Annotated in this window: 3 rRNA genes; all 3 read right to left on the bottom strand. The window is 58.1% G+C overall.

The features are described from left to right. Positions 1 to 7 precede the first annotated feature (7 nt). Positions 8 to 124, bottom strand: a 5S ribosomal RNA gene (rrf, locus tag RF644_RS18610). A 213-nt stretch (positions 125 to 337) separates the two neighbouring features. Continuing rightward, positions 338 to 3,467, bottom strand: a 23S ribosomal RNA gene (locus tag RF644_RS18605). Between the two features lie 590 nt (positions 3,468 to 4,057). Beyond that, a 16S ribosomal RNA gene (locus RF644_RS18600) occupies positions 4,058 to 5,583 on the bottom strand. The 16S, 23S and 5S rRNA genes sit together here, the layout of an rRNA operon. Positions 5,584 to 5,722 lie beyond the last annotated feature (139 nt).

Here is a 5,722-nt window from a genome sequence, read left to right as displayed (position 1 = left end):
TGGTGTGGTCCGGCGGTGTCCTACTCTCCCACACCCTTCCGGGTGCAGTACCATCGGCGCTGCGGGTCTTAGCTTCCGGGTTCGGGATGGGACCGGGCGTTTCCCCCACGCTATGACCGCCGTAACTCTGCTACCCCCGGTGTCACCCGGTGTGCGGGTGGTGGGGGAAAACTGGTCACAGTCATTGTGCTGCTGTGGTGTCCGCCCGTGGTGGGCGGTATTCAATTGCGGATCCCGCCGACAACCGTGGGGGTTGTTGGTTGGGAGCCGTATAGTGGACGCGGTGTTCTGTGGTGACCCCACCCGTGTTGTCCCAACGGTGTTGGGGGGTGGGGTGTGGTGTAAGTTGTCGGCTTATTAGTACCGGTCGGCTGCACACGTCGTTGGTTCGTGCTTCCACCTCCGGCCTATCAACCCAGTGGTCTAGCTGGGGGCCTCTCACACACTAGGTGTATGGAAATCTCATCTCGAAGCGAGCTTCCCGCTTAGATGCTTTCAGCGGTTATCTCTTCCGAACGTAGCGAAGCAGCGGTGCACCTGGCGGTACAACTGCCATACCAGAGGTTCGTCCGTCCCGGTCCTCTCGTACTAAGGACAGGTCTTCTCAAATTTCCTGCGCGCGCAGCGGATAGGGACCGAACTGTCTCACGACGTTCTGAACCCAGCTCGCGTACCGCTTTAATGGGCGAACAGCCCAACCCTTGGGACCAACTCCAGCCCCAGGATGCGACGAGCCGACATCGAGGTGCCAAACCATGCCGTCGATATGGACTCTTGGGCAAGATCAGCCTGTTATCCCCGAGGTACCTTTTATCCGTTGAGCGACGGCCATTCCACAATGTACCGCCGGATCACTAGTCCCGACTTTCGTCCCTGCTCGAGCTGTCGCTCTCACAGTCAAGCTCCCTTGTGCACTTACACTCGACACCTGATTGCCAACCAGGCTGAGGGAACCTTTGGGCGCCTCCGTTACTCTTTAGGAGGCAACCGCCCCAGTTAAACTACCCATCAGGCACTGTCCCTGACCCGGATCACGGGCCGAAGTTAGATGTCCAGAGTGACCAGAGTGGTATTTCAACGTTGACTCCACGTGCACTGGCGTGCCCGCTTCACCGTCTCCCACCTATCCTACACAAGCCACACCGAACACCAATACCAAACTATAGTAAAGGTCTCGGGGTCTTTCCGTCCTGCTGCGCGTAACGAGCATCTTTACTCGTACTGCAATTTCGCCGAGTTCATGGTTGAGACAGCGGGGAAGTCGTTACTCCATTCGTGCAGGTCGGAACTTACCCGACAAGGAATTTCGCTACCTTAGGATGGTTATAGTTACCACCGCCGTTTACTGGGGCTTAAATTCTCCGCTTCGCCGTGAGGCTAACAGGTCCTCTTAACCTTCCAGCACCGGGCAGGAGTCAGTCCGTATACATCGTCTTGCGACTTCGCACGGACCTGTGTTTTTGATAAACAGTCGCTTCCCCCTGGTCTCTGCGGCCCTTACCCGCTCGCACCAGCAAGTGGTGTCCACGGTCGGGGCCCCCCTTCTCCCGAAGTTACGGGGGCATTTTGCCGAGTTCCTTAACCATGATTCTCTCGATCGCCTTAGTATTCTCTACCTGATCACCTGTGTCGGTTTGGGGTACGGGCGGCTGGAACCTCGCGTCGATGCTTTTCTCGGCAGCATAGGATCACCGAATCCCCCCACGAATGGGGGTCCCGTCACGTCTCAGGCTCGTGATCCGCGGATTTGCCAACGGATCGCCCTACACGCTTAGACCGGGTCTACCATCGCCCGGCTCGGCTACCTTCCTGCGTCACACCTGTTAATACGCTTACCTCCCCGGTTCAGGTCCCACGCTCCCCGGTGCCGGCGGCGACCAATGGTCACCGCATGGCCCGGTTCGGGTGGTTAGTGTCCCCGGTTCGATAGGGGCGGTTCTTCGCCGGTACGGGAATATCAACCCGTTGTCCATCGACTACGCCTGTCGGCCTCGCCTTAGGTCCCGACTGACCCAGGGCAGATTAGCTTGACCCTGGAACCCTTGATCATCCGGCGGACGGGTTTCTCACCCGTCATTCGCTACTCATGCCTGCATTCTCACTCGTGTGGGCTCCACCACTGGGTCACCCCGCAGCTTCACTGCCCACACGACGCTCCCCTACCCATCGCACCACCTGAACCAGGATCAATGCCCTGGTTGGGTATCATTGGTGCAATGCCACAACTTCGGCGGTGTACTTGAGCCCCGCTACATTGTCGGCGCGGAATCACTTGACCAGTGAGCTATTACGCACTCTTTCAAGGGTGGCTGCTTCTAAGCCAACCTCCTGGTTGTCTAAGCAACTCCACATCCTTTCCCACTTAGCACACGCTTAGGGGCCTTAGTTGGTGGTCTGGGCTGTTTCCCTCTCGACTATGAAGCTTATCCCCCACAGTCTCACTGCTACGCTCTCACTTACCGGCATTCGGAGTTTGGCTGACGTCAGTAACCTTGTAGGGCCCATCGGCCATCCAGTAGCTCTACCTCCGGCAAGAAACACGTAACGCTGCACCTAAATGCATTTCGGGGAGAACCAGCTATCACGAAGTTTGATTGGCCTTTCACCCCTACCCACAGCTCATCCCCTCCATTTTCAACTGAAGTGGGTTCGGTCCTCCACGCGCTCTTACACGCGCTTCAACCTGGCCATGGGTAGATCACTTCGCTTCGGGTCTAGATCACGCCACTCACTCGCCCTGTTCAGACTCGCTTTCGCTACGGATACCCCTCACGGGTTAACCTCGCGACGTAACACTAACTCGCAGGCTCATTCTTCAAAAGGCACGCCGTCACCTTGTAGGGCTCCGACGGTTTGTAGGCACACGGTTTCAGGTACTATTTCACTCCCCTCCCGGGGTACTTTTCACCTTTCCCTCACGGTACTGGTCCGCTATCGGTCATCAGGTAGTATTTAGGCTTACCAGGTGGTCCTGGCAGATTCACACGGGATTTCTCGGGCCCCGTGCTACTTGGGTACGCGCTCCGTGCGGCAGCAACGATTTCGTCTACGGGACTCTCACCCTCTCCGGTCCGGCACTCACACCGGTTCGACTATCGCCCTGCACTCACACGCCCGGGCCGGCAGACCCGGGACGACACGCCCCACGACCCCGATGATGCAACCCCTGCCGGGTATCACACACCATCGGTTTGGCCTCTTCCGCGTTCGCTCGCCACTACTGACGGAATCACTGTTGTTTTCTCTTCCTGTGGGTACTGAGATGTTTCACTTCCCCACGTTCCCTCCACACACCCTATGAATTCAGGTGCGGGTCACCACGCATAACACGCGGCGGGGTTTCCCCATTCGGAGACCCTCGGATCACAGCTCGTTTATCAGCTCCCCGAGGCTTATCGCAGATTACCGCGTCCTTCATCGGCTCCTGATGCCAAGGCATCCACCGTGCGCCCTTAAAAACTTGCCACATGATCACAGAACACACCGATACCACCACCACCACACCCCAAGGGGCACGGCAGCGGTATCTCGGCGATCAATCACGAACACGGCACCACAACCCACCAGACACACCCCCACCTCTTGCGAGAAGAGGGAGACGCCCGGCTGCTTGCGGCACCTGTTCTTAAGATGCTCGCGTCCACTATACAGTTCTCAAACAACAACCCGCACACCCTGCACACTGGTGGCAGCAGCCCCTACAGGGGACACGACCACCGGCAGGACGCCGGGAACCTGCGACACAACACCCCCACCCCCCACCAAAGGAGGACGGGGCCTGTTGTCTCAGGACCCAATAGTGCGCCACGGACCACACCCACCACCGGACCGGTCTCTCTTCCACCACCCACACCGTGCGAACCCGCAAAGGGTCCGCCACGGTGGGACAGGTACTGGGACCCGACCCGGCCGGCAACCCCCGCCCCCGGCGAACCAGGAAACAGGAGGAGTGCGGCCACTTGCTCGTTGATATTCCACCCATGAGCTCACCCCACCAGCACCACGGACGGGCACTGAAGCGGGGGCGACCACCACACGGCGGTCAACGGCTCCTTAGAAAGGAGGTGATCCAGCCGCACCTTCCGGTACGGCTACCTTGTTACGACTTAGTCCCAATCGCCAGTCCCACCTTCGACGGCTCCCTCCCACAAGGGGTTAGGCCACCGGCTTCGGGTGTTACCAACTTTCGTGACTTGACGGGCGGTGTGTACAAGGCCCGGGAACGTATTCACCGCAGCGTTGCTGATCTGCGATTACTAGCGACTCCGACTTCATGAGGTCGAGTTGCAGACCTCAATCCGAACTGAGACCGGCTTTTTGGGATTAGCTCCACCTCACAGTATCGCAACCCTTTGTACCGGCCATTGTAGCATGCGTGAAGCCCAAGACATAAGGGGCATGATGATTTGACGTCATCCCCACCTTCCTCCGAGTTGACCCCGGCAGTCTCCTATGAGTCCCCACCATCACGTGCTGGCAACATAGAACGAGGGTTGCGCTCGTTGCGGGACTTAACCCAACATCTCACGACACGAGCTGACGACAACCATGCACCACCTGTCCACCAGCCCCGAAGGGAAACCCCATCTCTGGGGCGGTCCGGTGAATGTCAAGCCTTGGTAAGGTTCTTCGCGTTGCATCGAATTAATCCGCATGCTCCGCCGCTTGTGCGGGCCCCCGTCAATTCCTTTGAGTTTTAGCCTTGCGGCCGTACTCCCCAGGCGGGGCACTTAATGCGTTAGCTACGGCGCGGAAAACGTGGAATGTCCCCCACACCTAGTGCCCAACGTTTACGGCATGGACTACCAGGGTATCTAATCCTGTTCGCTCCCCATGCTTTCGCTCCTCAGCGTCAGTAACAGCCCAGAGACCTGCCTTCGCCATCGGTGTTCCTCCTGATATCTGCGCATTTCACCGCTACACCAGGAATTCCAGTCTCCCCTACTGCACTCTAGTCTGCCCGTACCCACTGCAGACCCGGGGTTGAGCCCCGGGCTTTCACAGCAGACGCGACAAACCGCCTACGAGCTCTTTACGCCCAATAATTCCGGACAACGCTTGCGCCCTACGTATTACCGCGGCTGCTGGCACGTAGTTAGCCGGCGCTTCTTCTGCAGGTACCGTCACTCTCGCTTCTTCCCTACTGAAAGAGGTTTACAACCCGAAGGCCGTCATCCCTCACGCGGCGTCGCTGCATCAGGCTTCCGCCCATTGTGCAATATTCCCCACTGCTGCCTCCCGTAGGAGTCTGGGCCGTGTCTCAGTCCCAGTGTGGCCGGTCACCCTCTCAGGCCGGCTACCCGTCGTCGCCTTGGTGAGCCATTACCCCACCAACAAGCTGATAGGCCGTGAGCCCATCCAAAACCAGTAAAACCCTTTCCACCACCCACCATGCGGCAGGAAGTAGTATCCAGTATTAGACCCAGTTTCCCAGGCTTATCCCAGAGTCAAGGGCAGGTTACTCACGTATTACTCACCCGTTCGCCACTAATCCGCCCAGCAAGCTGGGCATCATCGTTCGACTTGCATGTGTTAAGCACGCCGCCAGCGTTCGTCCTGAGCCAGGATCAAACTCTCCGTCAAAAAAACAACGAAAACATCAAACCCCGGCTGAAAATGTCGCCACCACCCCACGGAGGCAGGACGGCGACAACCAATCAACCGAATAAAACATCCGGTATCAACAAACATGGCACACTATTGAGTTCTCAAACAACAGACC

Source organism: Kocuria sp. CPCC 205258 (assembly GCF_040981005.1).
Lineage (GTDB): Bacteria > Actinomycetota > Actinomycetes > Actinomycetales > Micrococcaceae > Kocuria > Kocuria rosea.
The sequence above is the reverse complement of the archived record's forward strand: the minus strand, read 5'-3'. Positions and strand labels throughout refer to the sequence as shown.